Annotated in this window: 21 protein-coding genes and 1 tRNA gene; 10 read left to right on the forward strand and 12 right to left on the reverse strand. The window is 65.0% G+C overall.

Annotation, left to right across the window (positions count from 1 at the left end):
- Window positions 1-79: 79 nt before the first annotated feature.
- Window positions 80-153: transfer RNA gene (locus RHODMAR_RS06800), tRNA-Pro, on the reverse strand.
- A gap of 17 nt (window positions 154-170) precedes the next feature.
- Window positions 171-1,124: a metallophosphoesterase gene (locus tag RHODMAR_RS06805; protein WP_042938282.1), complete on the reverse strand. Its 954-nt coding sequence runs from the start codon at window positions 1,122-1,124 to the stop codon at window positions 171-173.
- A gap of 191 nt (window positions 1,125-1,315) precedes the next feature.
- Here RHODMAR_RS06805 and RHODMAR_RS06810 point away from each other — a divergent pair, with 191 nt between their 5' ends.
- A complete protein-coding gene (locus RHODMAR_RS06810; RefSeq protein WP_008712725.1) occupies window positions 1,316-1,780 on the forward strand; it encodes a GatB/YqeY domain-containing protein in 465 nt (154 codons plus the stop codon).
- Between the two features lie 63 nt (window positions 1,781-1,843).
- On the opposite strand, the gene RHODMAR_RS06815 is transcribed toward RHODMAR_RS06810, so the two are convergent.
- Window positions 1,844-4,189, reverse strand: coding sequence for a penicillin-binding protein (locus RHODMAR_RS06815; protein ID WP_042938275.1), 2,346 nt, complete (start codon window positions 4,187-4,189; stop codon window positions 1,844-1,846).
- Between the two features lie 293 nt (window positions 4,190-4,482).
- Between RHODMAR_RS06815 and RHODMAR_RS06820 the strand changes: the two genes are divergently transcribed.
- Entirely contained in the window at window positions 4,483-4,806 is a 324-nt protein-coding gene (locus RHODMAR_RS06820; protein WP_008712729.1) for a WhiB family transcriptional regulator, read from the forward strand.
- A gap of 87 nt (window positions 4,807-4,893) precedes the next feature.
- On the opposite strand, the gene RHODMAR_RS06825 is transcribed toward RHODMAR_RS06820, so the two are convergent.
- Genes RHODMAR_RS06825 through RHODMAR_RS06835 form a run of 3 tightly spaced genes read right to left on the reverse strand, consistent with a single transcriptional unit; the run spans window position 4,894 to window position 8,435 of the window.
- Complete coding sequence (locus RHODMAR_RS06825; RefSeq protein ID WP_008712730.1) at window positions 4,894-6,024, reverse strand: ArsA family ATPase; 1,131 nt, start codon at window positions 6,022-6,024, stop codon at window positions 4,894-4,896.
- Window positions 6,021-7,028, reverse strand: a complete 1,008-nt coding sequence (locus tag RHODMAR_RS06830; RefSeq protein WP_008712733.1) for an ArsA-related P-loop ATPase — start codon at window positions 7,026-7,028, stop codon at window positions 6,021-6,023. The genes RHODMAR_RS06825 and RHODMAR_RS06830 overlap by 4 nt, the downstream gene beginning before the upstream one ends.
- A 45-nt stretch (window positions 7,029-7,073) precedes the next feature.
- A complete protein-coding gene (locus RHODMAR_RS06835; RefSeq protein WP_008712734.1) occupies window positions 7,074-8,435 on the reverse strand; it encodes a wax ester/triacylglycerol synthase domain-containing protein in 1,362 nt (453 codons plus the stop codon).
- A 57-nt stretch (window positions 8,436-8,492) separates the two neighbouring features.
- Here RHODMAR_RS06835 and RHODMAR_RS27915 point away from each other — a divergent pair, with 57 nt between their 5' ends.
- The gene (locus RHODMAR_RS27915) at window positions 8,493-8,660 is read left to right on the forward strand and encodes a DUF4177 domain-containing protein (protein WP_086000239.1); all 168 of its coding nucleotides are present in this window, start codon (window positions 8,493-8,495) and stop codon (window positions 8,658-8,660) included.
- Window positions 8,661-8,666: 6 nt separating this feature from the next.
- Window positions 8,667-9,125, forward strand: coding sequence for a RidA family protein (locus tag RHODMAR_RS06840; protein ID WP_008712736.1), 459 nt, complete (start codon window positions 8,667-8,669; stop codon window positions 9,123-9,125).
- On the opposite strand, the gene RHODMAR_RS06845 is transcribed toward RHODMAR_RS06840, so the two are convergent.
- On the reverse strand, window positions 9,106-9,987 hold the full coding sequence (locus tag RHODMAR_RS06845; RefSeq protein WP_008712738.1) for a Gfo/Idh/MocA family protein: 882 nt from the start codon (window positions 9,985-9,987) through the stop codon (window positions 9,106-9,108). The two genes, RHODMAR_RS06840 and RHODMAR_RS06845, sit on opposite strands and share 20 nt — an antisense overlap.
- Window positions 9,988-10,092: 105 nt before the next feature.
- On the opposite strand from RHODMAR_RS06845, the gene RHODMAR_RS06850 reads away from it, so the two are divergent.
- Complete coding sequence (locus RHODMAR_RS06850; protein WP_008712740.1) at window positions 10,093-10,887, forward strand: MBL fold metallo-hydrolase; 795 nt, start codon at window positions 10,093-10,095, stop codon at window positions 10,885-10,887.
- A gap of 24 nt (window positions 10,888-10,911) precedes the next feature.
- On the opposite strand, the gene RHODMAR_RS06855 is transcribed toward RHODMAR_RS06850, so the two are convergent.
- Window positions 10,912-11,586 (reverse strand): Crp/Fnr family transcriptional regulator, encoded by a 675-nt coding sequence (locus RHODMAR_RS06855; RefSeq protein WP_027494494.1) that lies wholly within the window; start codon window positions 11,584-11,586, stop codon window positions 10,912-10,914.
- Window positions 11,587-11,844: 258 nt separating this feature from the next.
- Window positions 11,845-12,114, reverse strand: a complete 270-nt coding sequence (locus tag RHODMAR_RS06860) for a hypothetical protein (protein WP_008712744.1) — start codon at window positions 12,112-12,114, stop codon at window positions 11,845-11,847.
- 173 nt (window positions 12,115-12,287) lie between these two features.
- Here RHODMAR_RS06860 and nth point away from each other — a divergent pair, with 173 nt between their 5' ends.
- From nth to marP, 4 genes are read left to right on the forward strand one after another with little or no spacing between them, the layout of a single operon-like run.
- Window positions 12,288-12,974: an endonuclease III gene (nth, locus tag RHODMAR_RS06865; RefSeq protein ID WP_081605925.1), complete on the forward strand. Its 687-nt coding sequence runs from the start codon at window positions 12,288-12,290 to the stop codon at window positions 12,972-12,974.
- Between the two features lie 50 nt (window positions 12,975-13,024).
- On the forward strand, window positions 13,025-13,636 hold the full coding sequence (locus RHODMAR_RS06870) for a TlpA family protein disulfide reductase (protein ID WP_051047848.1): 612 nt from the start codon (window positions 13,025-13,027) through the stop codon (window positions 13,634-13,636).
- 23 nt (window positions 13,637-13,659) lie between these two features.
- Window positions 13,660-14,346 (forward strand): NUDIX hydrolase, encoded by a 687-nt coding sequence (locus RHODMAR_RS06875; RefSeq protein ID WP_042938280.1) that lies wholly within the window; start codon window positions 13,660-13,662, stop codon window positions 14,344-14,346.
- The gene (gene marP, locus RHODMAR_RS06880; protein ID WP_008712753.1) at window positions 14,343-15,533 is read left to right on the forward strand and encodes an acid resistance serine protease MarP; all 1,191 of its coding nucleotides are present in this window, start codon (window positions 14,343-14,345) and stop codon (window positions 15,531-15,533) included. The genes RHODMAR_RS06875 and marP overlap by 4 nt, the downstream gene beginning before the upstream one ends.
- Here the strand turns inward: marP and RHODMAR_RS06885 are convergent.
- Both RHODMAR_RS06885 and RHODMAR_RS06890 read right to left on the reverse strand, forming a co-directional pair.
- Window positions 15,530-16,462, reverse strand: coding sequence for an alpha/beta fold hydrolase (locus RHODMAR_RS06885; protein WP_008712756.1), 933 nt, complete (start codon window positions 16,460-16,462; stop codon window positions 15,530-15,532). The two genes, marP and RHODMAR_RS06885, sit on opposite strands and share 4 nt — an antisense overlap.
- A gap of 21 nt (window positions 16,463-16,483) precedes the next feature.
- Window positions 16,484-16,978: a phage holin family protein gene (locus RHODMAR_RS06890; protein ID WP_008712759.1), complete on the reverse strand. Its 495-nt coding sequence runs from the start codon at window positions 16,976-16,978 to the stop codon at window positions 16,484-16,486.
- Window positions 16,979-17,221: 243 nt separating this feature from the next.
- On the opposite strand from RHODMAR_RS06890, the gene RHODMAR_RS06895 reads away from it, so the two are divergent.
- Complete coding sequence (locus RHODMAR_RS06895; protein ID WP_008712761.1) at window positions 17,222-18,592, forward strand: MFS transporter; 1,371 nt, start codon at window positions 17,222-17,224, stop codon at window positions 18,590-18,592.
- A 68-nt stretch (window positions 18,593-18,660) separates the two neighbouring features.
- On the opposite strand, the gene acs is transcribed toward RHODMAR_RS06895, so the two are convergent.
- Window positions 18,661-20,604 (reverse strand): acetate--CoA ligase, encoded by a 1,944-nt coding sequence (acs, locus tag RHODMAR_RS06900; protein WP_008712763.1) that lies wholly within the window; start codon window positions 20,602-20,604, stop codon window positions 18,661-18,663.
- Between the last annotated feature and the right edge of the window lie 290 nt (window positions 20,605-20,894).

Genomic DNA, 20,894 nt, shown 5'->3' on the forward strand with positions numbered 1-20,894 from the left:
CTCACAGTACGTGCTCGCCGTACAACTGAAAATGGACTCCCTCGAGTGAATCGAGGGAGTCCATCGTCGTCCTACTGTGTCGGGGTGGCGGGATTCGAACCCACGACCTCTTCGTCCCGAACGAAGCGCGCTACCAAGCTGCGCCACACCCCGTGTACCGCTGGAGAAGTCTAACTCACGACTGCCTCGGAACGCGAAACGCCCTCGTCAGAGGAGTCTTTCGGACCCATTCTCGGGGCCGGAGTCAAGGTGATCAGGGTGGCCTCGGGCCGGCAGCAGAAGCGAGCGGGCGCATAGGGCGAAGTTCCGACGCCCGCCGACACGTGCAGCTGGGTGTGTGCACCCCACTTGGAGGGGCCCTTGACCCGCGAACGGTCGATCTCGCAGTTGGTCACCAGAGCGCCGTAGAACGGCAGACACAATTGGCCGCCGTGCGTGTGCCCGGCGAGGACCAGGTCGTAACCGTCCTGGGCGAACTTGTCCAACACTCGCGGCTCCGGCGAGTGGGTGATGCCCAGACGCAGATCGGCCAGCGGATTCGGCTGGCCGGCGATGGTGTCGTATCGATCGCGCTCGAGGTGGGGGTCGTCGACGCCCGCCGCCGCGATGCGCACTCCGGCCACCTCGAGTTCGCGACGTACATGCGTCACGTCGAGCCAGCCGCGCTCGGAGAACGCAGCCCGCAGATCGCGCCACGGCAGCGAGTCGCCCGTCGTGCGCTTGTGGTTCTTGTCGAAGTACTTGAACGGGTTCTTCGGCTTGGGCGCGAAGTAGTCGTTGCTACCGAACACGAACAAGCCGGGCCGCCCCAGCATCGGCCCCAATGCCTGCACGACGCTGGGTACAGCGCGTTGGTGGGAGAGATTGTCTCCGGTGTTGACCACCAGATCAGGCTCGAGCCGGTCCAGTTCACGTAGCCAGTTCTGCTTCATCCGCTGGCCGGGCATCATGTGCAGGTCGCTGATATGGAGTACGCGCAGTGTCGCCGAACCCGGTTCCAGCACTGCCATCGACGTCTCGCGAAGCGTGAACGCATTGCGCTCGATGAGCGTGGCGTATCCCAGACCCAACGCCGCGGCTCCCGCCGTCCCGATCACGGAACTTCTCAGAGGTGCCGCTCTGATGGCATCTCGCGCGTGCTCTGCGGCCGAGCGCAGTTGAGTGGAGGCACCGCGCAGTTGCGTGGAGGTACGGAGAAACGAGGGACTGAATTGGTCGGCCACCTCATCAACGATACGTCAGCAACGTGATTTGGACTCGCGAGCCGGCGACTGTGAATAGCTGGCCGGCAGCGAGGCCGCGTAGCGTTTCTGCCATGTCCGAACTCAAAGCCCGCCTCCGTACCGATCTCACCGCAGCAATGAAGGCGAAGGACAAACTGCGCCTGGCCACGCTGCGGATGATTCTCGCCGCCATCCAAACCGAGGAGGTTTCCGGTAAGGAAGCCCACGAGGTGACCGATGACGACGTCCTGAAAGTGCTGGCCAAGGAAGCGAAGAAGCGCGGCGAGTCGGCCGAGATCTACACGCAGAACGGTCGCGGCGAACTCGCGGCGAACGAGCGCGCCGAGGCGCAGATCATCGACGAATACCTGCCCACGCCGCTCACCGACGAGGAACTGGCCAACATCGTCGACACCGCAATGGCGCAGGTTGCCGAGGACCTCGGAGAGCGACCGGGAATGAAGCAGATGGGTCAGGTCATGAAGATCGCATCGGGACTCGCCGCAGGTAAAGCCGATGGGTCGCGACTGTCGAAGGCCGTCAAAGATCGCTTGTGACAACCCATGTGAGTGGAACTTCGTAGCAGACTACGAAGTTCCACTCACATGCGGCGGAGCCGCTCAGCGGGGGACCGTCAGACCGGGGATGGCGGGGAGCTGGATGCCCGGCAGGTCCGGTAGCTCGATCCTCGGCGGGGTAGGTGTCGGAGCCGGAGGCGGTCGAACCGAACCGTCACTGACGTAGAGCGTGATGTTGGATCCGGGTACCGCCGAACCCGACGGCGACGTCGACACCACGGTGCCGCGGGCTGCCTGGTCGGCGGTGGTAGCCACCGACACCTGGAAGCCTGCACCCTGCAGGGTCGCTGTTGCCGACGACTGGCTCTGGCCCGAGACATCGGGAACCTGGCCGTTGGCCGAGCCGCGGACGTACTTCTGGTCGACGGGTGGCAACGCGATCGGCCCGAATTCGGTGGCGATCGGTGTCATCGCGTCGAACCATGTCCGAGCCGGCTCGTTACCGCCGTACAGGTTGCCGGAGCCGCAGGGGCGCAGTGGGAACGAGCAGATCTCGCTGGGGGTGGGCGAGTCGCCGTAGGTGTAGACCGCGGCGGCGTAGTTGTTGGTGTACCCGAGGAAGCCCGAGGAACGGTTGGACTCGGTGGTGCCGGTCTTACCGGACATCGGCAAGCTCCAGCCGGCCGAGTTCGCGGCGGACGAGGACGTGCCGCCTGCCTGGTCGTCCTTGCTCATCGCGTTGGCCAGTGTGTTCGCCAAACCGGGCTCGACGACCTGCTCGCACGCTTGGTGCGCGACCGGCACGGGCTTACCGTCGCGATCGAAGATCGAGTCGATCGGGGTGGGCGGGCACCACTTGCCGGCGGACGCCAGCGTGGCGGCCACGTTGGACAGCTCCAGCGGATTCACCCAGGTGGGTCCGAGGGTGAACGAGCCGAGATTCTGACTCTTCTGGAAGTCGGCCATCGACTGATCGGTGCCCGACGAGCCCGGGTCGGCGTACGAGCGCAAGCCCAGGCGCACGGCCATGTCCACTGTCGGCGTCACTCCGACCGACTCGATCAGCTTGACGAACGCGGTGTTGGGGGACTGAGCCAGAGCGTCCGTGATGGACAGCGACGACGGGTAGTTTCCGGCGTTCTCCACGCAGTACGTCGAGGGCGGGCAGTTCTTTGCGCCACCGTCACCGACGCCTTTGACCTCCACACGTTTGGGCACCTGCAGCGTTGCGCTGGTGCCCAGTCCGCGTTCCATGGCCGCAGCCGTGGTGAAGATCTTGAAGATGGAGCCTGCACCGTTGCCGACCAGTGAGTGCGGTTGCGGCTGCACTGTTTCGTTGGCGTCGCCATCGAGGCCGTACGTGCGGCTGCTGCCCATCGCGAGCACCCGGTGCTGATCCTGTCCCGGTGCGACGACGTTCATGACCGTGGCGACGCCGTCGAGTGATGGGCTGGTGTTCTGGACCAGCGCGGCCTTGGTGGAGTTCTGCACCATGGGGTCGAGCGTGGTGCGGATGAGGTATCCGCCTTTGTCGATCTGTTCCTGGCTCAATCCGGCCTGGGCGAGATACTGCAGTGCGTAGTCGCAGAAGAATCCGCGGTCGCCTGCCGCGATGCAGCCGCGGGGGAGCGTCTGGGGCACCGGCAGTACACCGAGCGGCTCGGCCTTGAGGGCCGTGAGCTCTTCGGCGCGCTCGGGCAGATTCTGGATCATCGTGTCGAGCACGGTGTTTCTGCGCTCGATCACGCCCTCTTCGTTGGTGTACGGGTTCAGGGCCGAGCTGGACTGCACCATCCCGGCGAGCATCGCGGCCTGGACGGCGCTGAGCTGGCTGGCATCGATACCGAAGTAGGTCTGGGCCGCGTCCTGGATGCCGAAGGACGCATTACCGAACGGCACCAGGTTGAGGTACCGGGTGAGGATCTCGTCCTTGGTCAGTTCTTTGTCGAGTGTCAGCGCCATCCGGATCTCGCGGATCTTGCGGGCGGGTGTGGTCTCGATGGCGGCGCGACGCTCGGCATCGGTCTTGGCCACCACCAGCAGCTGGTAATTCTTCACATACTGCTGATCGATGGTGGACGCGCCCTGTTCGACCTGACCGCTGGTGGTGTTGGTCAGGAACGCACGCACGGTGCCCTGCCAGTCCACACCTCGGTGCTCGGCGAAGCGGCGGTCCTCGATCGAGACGATAGCGAGCTTCATCTCGTTGGAGATCTTGTCGCTCGGTACCTCGAAGCGGCGCTGTTCGTAGAGCCATGCGATGGGGTTACCGGCGATGTCCGTCATCGTCGAGACAGCCGGCACCATGCCCTCGACCAGCTCGGCAGAGACGTTGTCGACGGTATCGGCGGCGCGATTCGAGGCATATCCGAATCCACCGGCCAAGGGGAACATCACGCCGGCGAACAACGCACCGGCGAGTGCAGAACATCCGGCGAGCTTCGCCACGGTTTTTCCAACTGACACAGAGCACAGCGTACGTGGGTGCCGCGGGAACCGGCAGTTGCCCGGATGCTCTCTGCGCTGCGCCCCTGCTCGGGACGGCCGTACCAGAAATGTGACCTCACCGTCTTGCATTCGCGGCGCGCTTTACCTAAATTATGAGCACGGTGTGATTCACATAACACTTGATAATGATTGTGGGGCAGCTCTTAGAATTTGTGCTTCGTCAGCGAGGTACAGATTGCTTCGAGCCTCCGGGACGTCCAGCTAGGACATCCGACACGCAAAGGGGTATCCGCATGCACACGACAACCGCGCCGACGCGACTCGATGTAGAAGAAGCAGAAGCACGCATCGCCTGGGTGTCGCACGCCCGCTGCAAGGGCACGGACCCGGACCAGCTTTTCGTACGAGGTGCAGCGCAGCGTAAGGCGGCCACCATCTGCCGGCACTGCCCGGTGTTGATGCAGTGTGGCGCGGATGCCCTCGACAATCGAGTCGAGTTCGGCGTGTGGGGCGGCATGACGGAACGGCAGCGCAGGGCATTGCTCAAGCAGCACCCCGAGGTCGACTCCTGGTCCGAGTTCTTCGAGACCCAGCGCCAGCAGCAAGCCGCTATCTAGCTGCCGGCCGGGCCGGCTGATTCAGCCTGCTGGGCACGGCCGAATCAGCCGCCCGGCTACGACTGAATCAGCCGCCCGGCTACTGAATCAGCTTCTGCGGGTCAGCTGATCGGCGACGGCACGTAGCGCCGCGAGGTCGGAGACCTCGAACGGCAACGATGGAACGCCGACGATGGGCACGCGTGGGTGAGCTCCGGTGAAGCGCCGGAGTAACCGCACCTCACGGGCTGCCGTCACCGCACGTTGGGCATGGATACGGAGGACAGCGGCAGTCAGTACTGCGCCGGGTTCGTCGATCCGATCCAGCAGATCGGCCGCGGTGGCAGCGTGATCTGCTTGCACCGACGACAGCGTCGGATGGGTCCGGTTCACCACCAATCCGGCCAACGGCATGTTCTCGGCCGACAATCGCTCCACGAAGAACGCGGCCTCACGCAATGCGTCGGGTTCTGCAGCAGCGACGACGAGGAAGCTGGTTCCGTCCTCGCGCAGCAACTGGTAGGTACGCGTCGCGCGCTCGCGGAAACCGCCGAACATCGAATCCAGTGACTGCACGAATGCCGATGCGTCGGAAAGCATCTGGCTTCCGATCACCGTGGAGACGCCGCGCATCGCCAAGCTCATCGCGCTCGTGACCACTCGGGTGATGCCGCGGCCGGGGGCGGTGAGCAGCCTGATGAAACGACCGTCGAGGAACGAGCCGAGCCGCTGCGGAGCATCGAGAAAGTCCAGTGCATTGCGCGACGGCGGAGTGTCCACCACGATCAGATCCCACGACGCGTCCAGGGACAACTGCCCCAGTTTCTCCATCGCCATGTACTCCTGCGTGCCCGAGAAGGACGACGCCACAGTCTGATAGAACGGGTTGGCCAGAACCTGCGCAGCCTTCTCCGGCGTCGAATGCTCGATCACCATCTCGTCGAACGTGCGCCGCATGTTCAGCATCATCGCGTGCAGTTCGCCCTTGGAGCCGGCCGGTAACTTCACCGGCTGCGGGCTGTTGTCGAGATCGCCGAGGCCGAGAGCCTGAGCCAGCCGGCGGGCCGGATCGATCGTCAGCACCACCACGCGCCGGCCTTGCTCGGCAGCGCGCAAGGCCATCGCGGCTGCGGTCGTCGTCTTGCCGACCCCGCCCGCCCCGCAGACGACGACGATCCGCGACGTGGGATCGGTCAGTATCCGGTCGACGTCGAGTTCGGTTGCTACTGGTCGAGTCATCGGACACCCTGTTCTGCCAGCTTGGCGGCGAGTTCGTACAAGCCGCCGAGATCGACGCCGTCGGCCAACATCGGCAGCGACATGCGCGCGACGTCGAGTTCGTCGAGCGTGGTGGCGCTCTCCACCTGAGCCGAGAGCGTCGACGCATGCTCGATCGATTCGGTGAGCAGACCCGCGAAATCGGCCTCGGAAAGCGTGATTCCGGTCTTGGCGAGACCGTCCTGGATTGCCGCGGCATCGATCTCGCCCTCGGCGATGGCCTCGAGTGAATCGGCAGGAAGGTACGTCGGCTCGGTGCGGTTGACGATGACCGTCCCCAGCCCCAGTTCCGCTGCCTCGAGTTCACGCACCGCGTCGGCGGTCTCCTGAACCGGCAGGGCTTCGAGCAGCGTCACCAGGTGCACGACGGTGTCGGCCGAGTGCAGCAGACGCACCACTCCCTCGCTCTGGGAACGCACCGGGCCACCCTTGGCCAGATCGGCCATGGCCTTGGTGACGTCGAGGAAGTTCCCGATGCGGCCCGTCGGCGGCGAGTCCACGACGACCTCGTCGTAGGCGCGGACGCCCTTCTTGTCGGTTCGCACCACACATTCTTTGACCTTGCCGGTCAGCAGTACGTCTCGCAGGCCCGGGGCAATGGTCGTCGCGAATTCGATGGCACCGATCTTGCGCATCGCGCGGCCGGCGAAACCGAGGTTGTAGAACATATCGAGGTATTCGAGGAACGCGGTCTCGATGTCGATCGCCAGCGCGTAGACCTCGCCGCCGCCGTCCGCCGCGGCCACGCGCGTCTCCACCGGCGGCAGTTGTGGCACGTCGAACAGCTGCGCGATGCCCTGTCTGCCCTCGACCTCCACCAGCAACACTCGTCGGCCGCCCGCTGCGAGCGCGAGCGCCAAAGCCGCGGCGACCGTCGACTTTCCGGTGCCACCTTTACCGGACACGAAATGCAGCCGCGCGGCATCCGCCTTCGCCGGCCATCCCTCTTCGTTCGCTGTACCCACGTCTCGACCATATAGAGATATCCCCCGAACGTCCGGCGGACATGGCTAACCGGGGTTCGGCCGTCCACGAAGCTCGTCGACCAGATCCTGTGTGTACGGCCCCAACGACGGCATCACCTCCGGGCACGTGACGGTGGCAACAGTGACTGTGTCGCCGAGACCGAAGAAGCCGTGGGTCAGCGCGCGTCCGTCATCCAGGAACGGAAATCCGGCGGTGAATCGCGCGGTAGCGCCGCACAATTCGAGGTCCGCGCCACCGCGGTTCACGCTGACGACCGTTGTCTGACCGGCGACGTGTTCGGGGTTTCGGATTCGACGGCGAAACCGGCGGCCCTGGACGAATTGGACGATCGGTGCGGGAACCCGCTCGTCGGCTCGGGCAAGGCGTAGTGCCGGTTCGCCCGTCACCCGTGTCCGTTCCCTGTCCAGGGATCGAGCAATGTGCTTCGGTCTTTCCTCGGGGTTGTCGATGCCGACATGCAGATTCACTGTTCCGACCACGACACGGTTGGCCGAGGGCCACGCGCAGTCCGGTGGCAGAGCCATCGGCACCATCGCGGCAATACCGAGTTCGTCGCGGCCGCCGGAGCTGTCGACTGCACTCAGATACCTCCTCAGGCTCGACCCGACTGCTGCCAGAGCAGACACCGTGACGGTCGAGTTCACCGCGCGAACCTCCCCTGCGGACAGCGGCACGATACGAACTGCCCGGGACGAACCGACTGCACGGTTGAGCGAACTAGCCGGAAGCAGGGGCGGCATCGCAGTCCTCAGAACCGCGCGCAGTGACCTGCTCGCTTCCCATCGTGAGATCGCGAGATCGACGGGCGCGAACAAAATCCCACGTGCCACTCCGAGCGCTGTGCGGACTGTCGAGTCCGGCGAGGTGTGCCCCGGCAGCGGGGTGTCGATAGTTGGATCACCGTGCGGCACGAAGAGCGCTCGCAACAGTCGAGTCACACCGGAGCCGTCGGTCAACGCATGCCCGACCTGCAAGACGATCAGCGTCGCGGCACCCTGGACGAGCGGTGCGTCTCGTGCTCCGCGAATGACGTGCAGCTTCCAGGCGAGGGTGCGCATGTCGAGACGCGTGGACAGCAGCTCACCGATGAAGGCCTCCACCCCGTCCCAGCTCGGTTCCGTCAGATCGTGATCGACGACATGGTCGCGAGGGGGAGAGTCGTCTCGTACCCATCTCGGATAGTCCAGTCCCCACAGTGTTTCTCTCAGCCGCACTCCGAGCCCGGGGATTCGAGGCGATCGAGACTCCACGTGTGCGAGCACGTCGGCGAACGTGGGCGCGGGAGCGTCGACGGAGTCGAACACCAGGAGCGCGAACTGATCTCTCGAACCTCCGTGATCGCGAGCGAAATGGTAGACGGCATCTTTCATATCGAGACGAGACACCGTCCGACCCTAGATCGACGGTACCGAGGCCACCAGCGGACGATAGGCTCTGAACCTATGAGCGAAAAGATCATCTGGGAGTACTTCACTGCGCCGGTGCTGATTCATGCCACCAAGCAGATTCTCGACAACTACGGCGCCGAGGGCTGGGAGCTCGTCACGATCATGGCGGGACCCAACGGTGGCGACACGCTGGTCGCGTACTTCAAGCGTCCGAAGGCCTGATCGGTAGTGGCGAACTGGAGCGAACGACTGACCGAGCTGGGCATCGAGCTGCCCCAGGTGGTCCCGCCGTTGGCGGCGTACGTCCCGGCCGTTCGGGTGGGCTCACTCGTCTACACCTCCGGTCAGCTGCCGATCGTCGACGGGAATCTGACGTCCGTCGGAAAGGTCGGCTCCGAGGTCTCCGCTGAGGACGCCACCGCCGCGGCGCGAGTCTGCGCATTGAACGCACTCGCGGCCGTGCATGCCCTCGTCGGAATCGACTCGGTTTCGCGCGTGGTCAAAGCGGTCGGCTTCGTTGCGTCGGCGTCCGGTTTCACCGGGCAGCCCGGGGTGATCAACGGGGCGTCGAACGTCATCGGCGAGATCTTCGGCGACGCAGGTAAGCACGCGCGGTCGGCGGTGGGTGTTGCCGAACTGCCCCTCGGTGCTTCCGTCGAGGTGGAGCTCATCGTCGAGCTGAGCTGACGCGTAGTGGCGTAGCCGCACTGATCACCTTCTGCAGGTGTAGGCCTCGGTGCACCGAGCATGCGTGGTCTACACCCGAGTCGACCGATTCGAGGAATTCGTCCAGCAGGACGGCGTAGCAGTCGGTCGACGAGGTGGATCGATCGGTGAAGGTCTCCACTCCGTCCGATCCGCTCAGCTCGATACGCATCATCGACGGCATGATCGGCGTCCGCAGCGACAATTGCACCGTGCTGCGGGCACCGCCCTCGTGTTCGAGCAGCACCGTCCAACTGTCCGACGCCACCTCGCGGTGTGAGTAGGCCACGCGTGCAATGGTTCCCAGCGCGGCGTCGAGTAGATCGAAAACGTGGGGGCCGACGTCGAGGATCGCCCCGTCGTCGTGACGCCACTGCGAGTTGGCGTATGCCCCGCCGAGGATCGCGCCGGAGAACCAGGTTCCCGAGCCGGCTGCCCAGGGGCGTCCGGCGGCCGCGTCGAGGAATCGCTTCGTCTCCGGAGCGAACCGGAGTGTCAGGGTCACCATCGAGCGCACGCCCGCTACCGTCACGGCCTCGGCCAGTTCCTCGGCCTCGGCGACGGTTGCGGCAATCGGCTTGTCCAGCAACACATGCTTGCCTGCTCGCACCGCACGTAGCGCGTACCAGGCCTGCACGGCCGGTGGTACCGCGAACGCCACCGTGTCCACGGCGTCGAGCAGGGCGTCGAACGATTCGAAGACCGGTGCTCCCAGTTCGGCCGCTGCGTCGGGCCGTCGGGCCCACACTCCGGCGAAGTCGACGCCTGGGTGGGCGAGGAGAGAGGGCGCTTGAGTCTTGCGAGCCCAGGGGCCCGCTCCGACGAGTCCGATCTGCATGCTCATCTCTCTCCTCGGAAGCCGACGGGAGTCCTCGTCGCCATCTCTCGATTTGTCGCTCTTGCGGGCTCCGCTCCTGCCCGATGTCGGCCGGAGACCTACAGTAATTCAATGGTCGTCTCGAATCCCCAGCATCCCGCGTACGGACTCCTTCGGCAGGTGACGCCCACCGCGTCGGTTCTGCTCGCCGACAACCCGGGAAAGATGACTCTCGACGGAACCAACACCTGGATCCTGCGGGCACCCGGATCCGAGGAGTGCGTCGTCGTCGATCCGGGGCCGAAGGACCGGGGCCACCTCGACGCCGTCGCCGCGTCGGGCACGGTGGTGTTGACGCTGGTGACCCACCGCCACGCAGATCACACGGCCGGATTGAAACGCTTCCATCGAAAGACAGCGGCTCCGGTCCGAGCACTGGGGGAGAAGTTCCTGCACGGGAACGGCGCTGCGCTGGTCGACGGCGAGGTCATCGAGGCAGCCGGTCTGCGCATCCAGGTACTGCACACGCCCGGTCATACGGCTGATTCGGTGAGTTTTGTGCTCGACGATGCGATCCTGACCGGAGACACCGTCCTCGGCCGCGGCACCACGGTGCTCGATCCGAAGGACGGTTCGCTCGCGGCCTACCTGGAGTCACTGGACCGGCTCGAAGTAGCAGGTGCAGGAAAGACGGTGCTGCCCGGGCACGGGCCGGAGTTGCCGGACACTGCCGAGGTGGCGCGCGCGTATCGCGCCCACCGTCAGCAGCGGCTGGATCAGGTTCGCTCGGCGTTGGCCGACATCGGCGAGAATGCGAAACCGATGCAGGTGGTACGGCACGTCTACTCGGATGTGGACAAAAAGCTGTGGCCAGCTGCGCGGATGTCCGTGAAAACGCAGCTGGCCTACCTCAGAGAGAACAGCTAGCGAGCTGTCCCGAACGAGCTCGGACTAGCGAGCTCGTCGGGCCAGACGCTCGGAGTCCGAGATCAGCACGGACTTGCCTTCGAGGCGGAGCCAGCCGCGGTGAGCGAAGTCTGCCAGTGCCTTGTTGACGGTCTCGCGAGAGGCACCGACGAGCTGAGCGATCTCTTCCTGCGTCAGGTCGTGGGTGACGCGCAGCGATCCCGCTTCCTGGGTGCCGAAGCGCTGGGCGAGCTGCAGCAGCGCCTTGGCGACGCGTCCGGGAACGTCGGTGAAGATGAGGTCGGCCAGGTTGTTGTTGGTGCGACGCAACCGGCGGGCCAGCACGCGCAACAGCTGCTCGGCGATCTCGGGGCGCTGGTCGATCCAGTCCTTGAGCGCGGCGCGGTCCATGCTGACTGCGCGCACCTCGGTGACCGTGGTGGCCGAGGACGTACGGGGGCCGGGATCGAAGATCGACAGCTCACCGAACATGTCCGACGGTCCCATGATCGTCAGCAGGTTCTCGCGGCCGTCGGGGGAGCGTCGTCCGAGCTTGATCTTGCCGGAAACGATGATGTAGAGCCGGTCTCCGGGCTCACCCTCGTTGAACACGACGTGTCCGCGGGGGAAATCGACAGGCTGCAGCTGCTTCGTCAGCGCCGCAACCGCAGAGGGTTCGACTCCTTGGAAGATGCCGGCCCGTGCCAGGACGTCGTCCACTTGCGCTCCTTTTGGGATGTCGGTGACGCGGAAGCCCGCACCACCGAAGGCGTTTGTACACAGTCGTGCAACCCGCCGAACCGGGTGTGCAGTTCAGGCGTCGAAGCCGGTGCAATGTTCAAACACAACAATTACCTCAGGGGAGTCTACTTCGACTCGGTCGAAACCGAGTGATCGACGCCACCACAGGTTGCCAGAGCGATCGACCGTCTGTTCCCGTTCACCGAAAATTCATCGAAATTACGACCGATCGGACGCTCAGCTGGCGCGTTGGTCGATCATGCCGTCGCGAGTGTCGATGGTCCGCGGCGGGGTCTGGCGGCGCTTGCGGGTGTTGAATCGAGCCAAGGCGTGTGGGAAACCTTCGTTTGCCAGTGTCGCGACCTCGGAGGTACTCGCCTGATCGAGAAATTCCTGTACTTCCTGCTCTCGGACGCCGAGCTTGCTGAGCCGGAACTCGACCCGTTCCATCGCGAGCGCGAAGAGCATGAGTAGTACCGGAAAGAGCACCACGGCGAGTCCTTGCATACTCAGCAGTTAACACCGAAAAAGTCTCGATACAAACACAGCCCGCCGCCTCCGCGGTGAACGTTACGCATTCTTGTCCGTACAGTTGTGGAGTGGATTCGACAGCCCCGAAACGCCCCGACGTGCGCAAACGCGAGGAGACCCGCCTCGGGCTCGTGCGTCGAGCTCGGCGTATGAACCGGACGCTCGAAACTGCCTTCCCCCATGTGTACTGCGAACTCGACTTCACCACGCCCCTCGAACTCGCCGTCGCGACCATCCTGTCCGCGCAGTGCACCGACAAGCGCGTCAATATGGTCACCCCCGCTCTGTTCGTGAGATATCGCACTGCCCGCGACTACGCCGAAGCCGACAGAACCGAACTCGAGGAGTTCATCCGAACCACCGGGTTCTATCGCAACAAGGCCACTTCGTTGATCGGACTCGGGCAGACGTTGCTGGAGAAGTTCGACGGCGAAGTACCGGCGACTCTGAAGGACCTCGTCACGCTGCCCGGTATCGGGCGCAAGACGGCCAACGTGGTCCTCGGCAATGCGTTCGACGTTCCCGGAATCACCGTCGACACACACTTCGGCCGGCTGGTCCGGCGCTGGCAGTGGACGACGGAAGAGGACCCGGTCAAGGTCGAGCATGCCGTCGGCGCGCTCATCGAACGCAAAGAGTGGACGTTGCTCTCCCACCGCGTCATCTTTCACGGGCGACGCGTCTGCCATGCCCGCAAGCCCGCGTGTGGGGTGTGCGTCCTGGCCAAGGACTGCCCGTCGTTCGGTGCCGGTCCGACCGACCCGACAACCGCTGCCGCGTTGGTGAAGGGCCCGGAAACCGATCACCTCCTGGCCCTCGCCGGAATCGTGTCGTGAACAAGGCTGCTCTGCGCTGGTCTCTCGTCGCTCTGATCCTCGTCGTCGGGATGGTCTACGCGCTGTGGCCACGTAACGACGTTCCCGGCCTGGCACCCAGTGCTACCCCGAGCCTGGGTCAGCGAGCGCCCGGCACGGACGAGCGCCGCGCAGTAGACACCCCCGAAGCTCTCGCGCCGCTGCGGCAGGACGCCGATCTCGCCGCGTGCCCGACGACGGGATCGGGCAACTCGGCCGGCCCGCTGACGGGCATCACGCTCGAATGTATCGGCGACGGCTCGTACGTCGACCTGGGCCAGGTGCTCGCAGGACGCCCGGCACTGCTCAACATCTGGGCCTACTGGTGCGGTCCCTGCGCCGAGGAATTGCCCTACCTGCAGCAGTACGCCGAACGGGCAGGCGACGCAATCGCCGTCCTGACGGTGCACAACGACGCCAACGAGGCCAACGGGCTGGCTCGGCTCACCGACTACGGCGTCACCCTGCCCGGAGTTCAGGACGGCGGCGGCCGTGTCGCCGCGGCAGTGGGAGCACCGAACGTGTTGCCCGTGTCCGTTCTGATATCTGCGGATGGCACTGTCGCCAAGGTGCTGCCCCAACCTTTCCGTAGCGTCGACGACATCGCCGACGCCGTCCGCGTGAATCTCGGAGTCGATTCGTGAGCTCACCCGATTGGCTCGCTCGTATGCTCGACGTCGCAGGCAGGGCAGACGGTCTGAACGACACCACCGGAATCAATCCGGTGCTGCAGCGTCAGGCACCGCCATCCGGCAATACTCGATCTGCGGCGGTGTTGGTGCTGTTCGGTGGCCCGGCGGTGAGCGATCCCAGCTCGCCCGGCGGACTGCCCGCCGACGCCGATGTGCTGCTGACCCAGCGCGCCTCGACCCTGCGTGATCACAGCGGGCAGATCGCCTTTCCCGGCGGTGCCACCGATCCGGGCGACGACGGACCGGTCGGGACGGCGCTGCGCGAGGCGCAGGAAGAAACCGGACTCGACCCTGCCGGTGTCGTTCCCCTGGCAACCATGCCGGGGATCTACATACCGCCGTCGCGTTTCGACGTGGTCCCGGTGCTCTCGTACTGGCACAAGCCCAGCCCGGTACGCGTCGTCGACTCCGGTGAGACCGAGCGAGTGGTGCGAGTTCCGTTGCGCGAGTTACTCGATCCCGACAATCGATTCCAGGTACGCCACCCCGCCGGCTACCAGGGCCCGGCCTTCTCGGTGCAGGGGATGCTGGTGTGGGGATTCACGGGCGGTATTCTGGCGGGCCTGCTGGCTGTATCGGGCTGGGAGCCCGAATGGGACACCGGGGACATACGCGATCTGGAGGCCAGCTTGACTGCGGTAGGAGCGAGGCTCGATCGGTGACGGGCTCAGGGTGGGTCGATATCGCGGTGGTCGCTATCGCATTGTTGGCGGCAACATCGGGTTGGCGGCAGGGAGCTATGGCGTCGGCGCTGGCGTTTCTCGGTGTCGTTCTCGGCGCCGTCGCCGGAATTCTGGTGGCACCGCACGTGCTCGAACACGTCGACGGTGCCCGGCCGCGGGTCTTCGTCGGCATCGCGTTGATCGTGGTGCTGGTGATCATCGGTGAAGTTGCCGGAATGGTTCTCGGGCGCGCTTTGCGTAGCGGGATTCACTCGCGCGCAGCCAGATCCGTCGACAGTACGATCGGAGCCGGTCTGCAGGCCGCGGCGGTGCTCGCCGCGGCGTGGCTGCTGGCCATTCCACTGACCTCGTCCTCGCAACCCGAGGTCGCCAGCGCGGTCCGAGGATCGGCCGTGCTCAGCAAGGTCGACGAGGTGGCACCCGACTGGCTGCGGCAGGTCCCCACAGAATTCTCGGCGTTGCTCGACACCTCCGGATTGCCGGACGTCATCGGGCCGTTCGGTCGTACCCCGGTTGTCGATGTCGCGGCTCCCGATTCCGGTATTGCCGCAGGGCCCATTCCGATTCAGCTGCAGTCCAGCGTCATCAAGATCAACGGCATCGCGCCGAGCTGCCAGAAGGCCCTGGAAGGCTCCGGCTTCGTCGTTCGATCGGATCTGGTGATGACCAACGCGCACGTCGTCGCAGGCACGTCCGAGGTGACGGTCGATTCGCCGAACGGACCGCTCGACGCCGAGGTCGTGCTGTTCGACCCCGAAGAAGACGTTGCTGTGCTTCGGGTTGCGCAGTTGCAGGCACCGGTGCTGACGTTTGCCCCGGCACCGGCCGACTCCGGAACCGATGCCATCGTGCTCGGCTATCCCGGCGGTGGTCCCTATACGGCGAGCCCGGCTCGTATCCGCGAGATCATCAATCTCAAAGGCCCCGACATCTACCGCACCGGAACCGTCCAGAGGCAGGTCTACACCGTGCGCGGATCGGTGCGGCAGGGCAACTCCGGCGGACCACTGGTCAACTCGTCCGGTGAGGTCCTCGGCGTCGTGTTCGGTGCCGCCGTCGACGACCCCGACACCGGATTCGTGCTGACCGCATCGGAGATCTCGGAAGAACTGGCGCAGAGTTTCGATGCACCGGTCGCGGTGACGACCGGCGACTGCATCGTCTAGCTCTCGCGGACCACTCGCAGAATCTCGTCGGACACCACGTCCGGTGCTTCCTGGTGTACGTAGTGCCCCACGTCGCGCACTGTTCGACGCGTCAGCCCCGGTGCCCAGTGCCGATCTCGATCGAGGGTGGTGGGCAGCACGTACGGGTCGAGATCGCCGCTGATCTGAGCGACGGGAATCGACGTGCGTACGTCGACGGCGTCCATGAAGCGGCGGCCGTCGGAACGGAACTGGCTACGGAACGCCCAGCGCTGATATTCGAGCGCGCAGTGCGCGGCACCGGGAATGCGGATCGCCGAGCTCATCTTCGCGACGGTGTCCGCATAGTCCTCGGTGTGCTTCCAGACGGCCCCGGCGCGGCTGCTCATCAGCTCTTCCACTGCGCCGCCGCCGCGGCGCTTCAGTAACTTCTCGGGGCGGAGCGGAACCTGGTAGCGAACGAAGTGCGGGAGGAGGGCGGCGCGCTGTGCGGAATCCTTCAACACTGCGCGGCGCAGGGAGATGGGGTGCGGGGCGTTGATCAGCACCATCGAGCGCACGATGCGGGGGTGCAGTGCTGCGCTCGCCCAGCAGACCAGTCCGCCGTCGGCGTGGCCGACGAAGGCGGCGTGCGGGTACCCCAGGGCGCGGACGAGTCCGACGATGTCGCCGGCCAGGGTCCACCCGTCGTATCCACGCGGAGGCTTGTCGGAATCGCCGTATCCGCGCAGGTCGACGGCTATGGCGCGGACACCGGTCCGAGTGAGTGCATCGAGTTGGTGTCGCCAGGAGTACCAGAAGTCGGCGAAGCCGTGCAGCAGAACCACCAGTGGTGCGTCCGGTGCGTGCTCGCCGACCTCCACGATGTGGAAGCGGATTCCGTTGGCGTGGATGTCGCGATGAATCCACTGTCCCGGATAGCGGACCGTGGACGGATCGGGCTGATTCATACTGCTCGATTCGCCGGGTGACTACGTCTTGTAGCCGGGAACTCCTGGAATGCTCTCGTGCTGGTTGGGCAGCACCGTCGACGCCTGCTTGAGCGAGTCGATGGTCTTTTCCGGCTTGCGGAGCTTCTTGACTCTGCGGTACCCGAGGAGTCCGAACACAGCCGCGGCCAGCACCATGAACACGAACACGATCAGGAAGGCAGCCCAGCGGTAGAGCCACACATCGAGCAATTCGGCGGCGAAGAAGAAGAAGAAGAAGGTGCTGAACAGCAGGACCGTCAGCGCTGCGATGAAGAAGACGCTTCCCTGCAGACCCTTCTTGACCTCACCGGTGACCTCGGCCTTGGCGAGAGCGACTTCGGCTCGCACGAGCGTCGAGACCTGAGTGGTGGCGTCCTTGACGAGGTTTCCGATGCTGGCGCTACCAGGAGTGCGGGCATCGACGTCGGTCAGAGGTATCGACGAAATCGTGTTCGGGACTCCGTTGCCGTATCCCTTGTCATTGCTGACGCTCAACTCTCGACCCCTTGTAATCGCTCTGCTCGGTGTTGATCGGATCGTATCGACAGTAGTGCCTTGGTAGCAGATTAACTGCCCCGTGACCGTCGAGCGACGCTCGACCCTCGAGCGGCGTACCTCCACACCGTCCCGGACAAACCGGAAATGTTGCAGGAACAGGCAACGAACGGGCCCGGCGCGTGAAATTCTCAGGTGTTCATCAGGTAATTTGCAGGGAACTTCCCCCTTTCAGGAGCATTCGTGAGTTCAACACCCGCCGCCACCGCCGACGGCGCAATTCCCGCACCTCAGGTGCCGCGCTCACGCATCGTGATCGCGTCGATGGTCGGCACGTCCATCGAGTTCTTCGATTTCTACATCTATGCCACCGCGGCAGTGCTCGTCTTCCCGCGGCTGTTCTTCCCGGCCGGCAACGACACCACCGCGCTGCTGGCCTCGTTCGCCACGTTCGGCCTGGCCTTCGTCGCACGACCTATCGGGTCGGTTCTGTTCGGTCACTTCGGTGATCGCATCGGACGCAAGGCGACCCTCGTCGGGTCCCTGCTGACGATGGGTGTCGCAACGTTCGCGATCGGCCTGTTGCCGACCTACGCCGCGGTGGGTCTGTGGGCACCGGCGCTGTTGGCGATCATGCGCTTCACCCAAGGCGTCGGCCTCGGCGGCGAGTGGAGCGGTGCGGCGTTGCTGGCCACCGAAACCGCCAAGCCAGGTAAGCGAGCCTGGGCCGCGATGTACCCGCAGCTCGGTGCGCCGATCGGCTTCTTCGTCGCCAACGGCGTCTTCCTGCTCATCGTCATCGCGACCGGCTACGACTCCGCGAACTCCGGCAGCGACCACCCGTTCCTCACGTGGGGCTGGCGAATTCCCTTCCTACTCAGCGCGATCATGGTCATCATCGGCCTCTACGTCCGGCTCAAGCTCGAGGAGACGCCGGTGTTCAAGCTGGCCGTCGAGCGCGGCCAGAAGGTCAAGACGCCGCTGGCCCAGGTGTTCAAGACCAGTTGGCGTCAGCTGATCATCGGTACCTTCGTCATGCTCGCGACCTACACGCTCTTCTACATCATGACCACCTGGGTGGTCAGCTACGGAACGGGCAAGGTCTCCGACGTCAACGGCCCCAAGCTCGCAATTCCGTACACCGACTTCCTGGAGCTGCAACTGATCGCCGTGCTGTTCTTCGCAGCGCTGATCCCGGTCGCGGGACTGCTCGCCGACAAGTACGGCCGCCGGCCGACGCTCATCGTCATCACCACGGCGATCGTGTTGTTCGGTCTGTCGTTCCGTTGGTTCGCCGATCCGTCGTCCGCATCGGCAGGCAAGATGCTGGTGTTCATGTGCGTCGGCCTCGGGTTGATGGGCCTGACGTTCGGACCGATGAGTGCCGTTCTGCCGGAACTGTTTCCGACCAACGTTCGCTACACCGGTTCGGGAATCTCGTACAACACCGCGTCGATCCTCGGAGCCGCAGTGGCCCCGTTCATCGCAACGTGGCTGGTGAGCAGCTATGGCGTCGGATGGGTAGGGGTCTACCTGGCCATCGCTGCCGCACTGACCTTGATCGCCTTGCTCATCATGAAGGAAACTCGAGATCAGGAACTCGACAGCGTCTGAGCGGCTGCGCCGCATGTGCGCGGAACTTCGACCTCTGCTACGAAGTTCCGCGCACATGCGCGGAGCGCCTACCGACCCTTTTTGATCGACTCGAACACCTTCGGGTCGACGAGGGTGGAGACGTCGCCGAGTTCGCGGCCTTCGGCGACGTCGCGGAGCAGGCGTCGCATGATCTTGCCGGACCGCGTTTTCGGGAGCTCGGGCACGATGGAGATTTCGCGTGGACGGGCGATGGGCGAAATCTCTTTCGACACCTGAGCTTTGAGCTCCTTGATGAGGTCGTCGCCGGTGTTCTCCACCCCTGCGCGCAGGATGACGAACGCGACGATGCCCTGACCGGTGGTCTCGTCGGCGGCACCGACGACAGCGGCTTCGGCGACGCCGTTGTGGCCCACCAACGCCGACTCCACCTCGGAGGTGGAGATGCGGTGGCCCGAGACGTTCATGACGTCGTCGACGCGGCCGAGGACCCACAGCGCGCCGTCCTCGTCGTACTTGGCACCGTCACCGGCGAAGTACCAGCCCTCCTCGGCGTACCGCGACCAGTACGTGTCCTTGTAGCGTTCCATGTCGCCCCAGATGCCGCGCAGCATCGCCGGCCACGGCTCGGACAGGACGAGATATCCGTTGCCGCCGTTGCCCAGTGGCTTGGCGTCGTCGTCGACGATCTTGGCGCTGATACCGGGCAACGGGGTCATCGCCGAGCCGGGCTTGGTGGCGGTGACGCCGGGGAGCGGGGAGATCATGATCGCGCCGGTTTCGGTCTGCCACCAGGTATCGACGATCGGGGCGCTGCCGCCGCCGACGACATCGCGGAACCAACGCCACGCCTCGGGGTTGATCGGCTCGCCGACGCTGCCGAGCAGACGGATCGAGCTCAGATCATGAGCCTCGGGAATCTCCTTGCCCCACTTCATGAAGGTGCGCACGAGGGTGGGCGAGGTGTAGTAGATCGAGACCTTGTACTTCTCGATGACGTTCCAATGCCGGTGCTCGTCGGGCGAATTGGGGGTTCCCTCGTAGACGACCTGGGTGGCGCGGTTCGAGAGGGGCCCGTAGACGATGTAGGAATGCCCGGTGACCCAGCCGATGTCGGCGGTGCACCAGTAGACGTCCGCGCCGGCCTTGTGATCGAAGACGTTGTGGTGGGTGTACGAGGTCTGGGTCAGGTAACCGCCGGAGGTGTGGATGATGCCCTTGGGCTTACCCGTCGTACCGGAGGTGTAGAGGATGAACAGGGGGTGCTCGGCCGGGAATGGCTGCGCTTCATGCTCTTTCGAGGCCTTCGCGACGGTCTCGTGCCACCACAGGTCGCGTCCGTCGGTCCAGGCGACGTCGGAATCGGTGCGTTTGACGACCAGCACATGCTCGATGGAGGCGGCACCGTTCACGGCCTCGTCGACGGTGTCCTTGATGGGGGCGGGTTTGCCGCGTCGCCACTGGCCGTCGGTGGTGATGACGAGCTTGGCTTCGGCGTCGTCGATGCGTGAGCGCAGCGCGGTGGCCGAGAAGCCGGCGAAGACGACCGAGTGGGTCAGGCCCAGGCGTGCGCAGGCGAGCATCGAGACGATGGCCTCGGGGATCATGGGCATGTAGATCGCGACGCGGTCACCGGAGACGAGGCCGAGTTCGGTCAGGGTGTTGGCGGCCTGGCTGACCTCGGCGAGCAGATCGGAGTAGGTGACGTCGCGGCTGTCGCCGGGCTCGCCTTCCCAGTGGATGGCCACCTGGTCGCCGTGGCCGTCGAGGACGTGGCGGTCGACGCAGTTGTAGGCGACGTTGAGTTCGCCGTCGGCGAACCATTTGGCGACGGGGGCGTCGGACCAGTCGAGTACCTCGGTGAACGGGGTGTGCCAGTGCAGGCGGCGGGCCTGTTCGGCCCAGAATCCGAGTCGGTCGTTCTCCGCGGCGGTGTAGAGCTCGGCTCCGGCGTTGGCCTGAGCCGAGAACTCGGCCGAGGGTGCGTAGGCGGCAACCGCGGTCTCGTCTGTTCCGGAGGTACTGGTCGTCATCTCGAATAGCTCTCTTTCGTCCGATGCTTTTCACCCATGAAACGGCACTTGCTAGCCGGTCTCGAGCCCCTAGTGAGGGTAGTCACATGTGATCGCGATCGCACCGTTGCATTCGGCTGCAACCCCCTGATCTGCGGTGATCGGTAGTTTCTGCACGTTGGGCGGTAATAGGGCCCGGCGGTGAGCCGGCTCGGAGACGGCCGAGTCCGAAGGGTGAGAAATCGACTTGCTCAAACGTTTCGATCATGTTTCGGAGTTACTCACCGGTCAGCAAAATCTGGGGGAGTTCA

The sequence above is a fragment of the Rhodococcus sp. AW25M09 genome, from assembly GCF_000333955.1.
In the GTDB taxonomy this organism is placed as follows: domain Bacteria; phylum Actinomycetota; class Actinomycetes; order Mycobacteriales; family Mycobacteriaceae; genus Rhodococcoides.

Bases quoted from the DNA above. Each gene is read 5' to 3' on its own strand.
- RHODMAR_RS27915 (WP_086000239.1), top strand. From the start codon at position 8,493: ATGAGCGAAAAGATCATCTGGGAGTACTTCACTGCGCCGGTGCTGATT.
- RHODMAR_RS06885 (WP_008712756.1), bottom strand. From the start codon at position 16,462: ATGAATCAGCCCGATCCGTCCACGGTCCGCTATCCGGGACAGTGGATT.
- RHODMAR_RS06820 (WP_008712729.1), top strand. From the start codon at position 4,483: ATGCACACGACAACCGCGCCGACGCGACTCGATGTAGAAGAAGCAGAA.
- RHODMAR_RS06850 (WP_008712740.1), top strand. From the start codon at position 10,093: ATGGTCGTCTCGAATCCCCAGCATCCCGCGTACGGACTCCTTCGGCAG.
- acs (WP_008712763.1), bottom strand. From the start codon at position 20,604: ATGACGACCAGTACCTCCGGAACAGACGAGACCGCGGTTGCCGCCTAC.
- RHODMAR_RS06825 (WP_008712730.1), bottom strand. From the start codon at position 6,024: ATGACTCGACCAGTAGCAACCGAACTCGACGTCGACCGGATACTGACC.
- RHODMAR_RS06875 (WP_042938280.1), top strand. From the start codon at position 13,660: ATGCTCGACGTCGCAGGCAGGGCAGACGGTCTGAACGACACCACCGGA.
- RHODMAR_RS06870 (WP_051047848.1), top strand. From the start codon at position 13,025: ATGGTCTACGCGCTGTGGCCACGTAACGACGTTCCCGGCCTGGCACCC.
- RHODMAR_RS06860 (WP_008712744.1), bottom strand. From the start codon at position 12,114: ATGCAAGGACTCGCCGTGGTGCTCTTTCCGGTACTACTCATGCTCTTC.
- RHODMAR_RS06845 (WP_008712738.1), bottom strand. From the start codon at position 9,987: ATGAGCATGCAGATCGGACTCGTCGGAGCGGGCCCCTGGGCTCGCAAG.
- nth (WP_081605925.1), top strand. From the start codon at position 12,288: ATGAACCGGACGCTCGAAACTGCCTTCCCCCATGTGTACTGCGAACTC.
- RHODMAR_RS06810 (WP_008712725.1), top strand. From the start codon at position 1,316: ATGTCCGAACTCAAAGCCCGCCTCCGTACCGATCTCACCGCAGCAATG.